Source organism: Tamlana crocina, assembly GCF_012037625.1.
The window spans coordinates 1-625 of the sequence record NZ_JAAVJS010000086.1; the positions used below are offsets into that span (position 1 = coordinate 1).

Sequence of the window (625 nt, forward strand, 5' to 3'; positions counted from 1 at the left end):
TTCAGAATGAATGAGCAAACCGCCGTAAATAATTATTTTCAGGAGGGACTACACCTCGCCAATGAGCAGATCAATAAAAAAGCTCAGGAGGAATTCGATGCTTTTGTAGATAAGCTAAGAGGTGTGGGTGTAAATGTGATCGTGGTGGATGATGATGAGAAGCTCGATACGCCCGACTCAATTTTTCCAAACAACTGGGTAACCTTCCATGAAGATGCTACTGCAGCTCTTTATCCCCTTTTTGCCGAAAACAGAAGACGCGAACGCCGTCCCGAAGTTTTTGACAAGATAGAGGAGGCAGGGTATCTTATAGAAGATGTTATTGATTATACCAGTGCCGAAGAAGAAGGTCTTTTTCTGGAATCAACGGGGGTTTTGATCATCGACAGAGTTAATGAAAAAGCTTATTGTGCACTTTCTCCCAGGGCGAGTGAAGAACTGCTTATAGAATTTTGCGAGGATTTTGAACTTACTCCGGTCATCTTTACTGCTTACCAGGATGTTGACGGCCGCAGAATGCCTATTTATCACACCAATGTAATGATGTGCCTGGCAGAAAATTTTGCAGTGATCTGTCTTGACAGCATTGATGACACCAAGGAGCGCAAAAATGTGATTAAGCATC

1 protein-coding gene is annotated in these 625 nt (G+C 42.9%); it reads left to right on the top strand.

The genetic code is table 11. The features are described 5' to 3' along the window. Nucleotides 1–625: arginine deiminase-related protein (locus HC176_RS15730; protein WP_245234918.1), on the top strand; the 625-nt coding region annotated here is incomplete at both ends.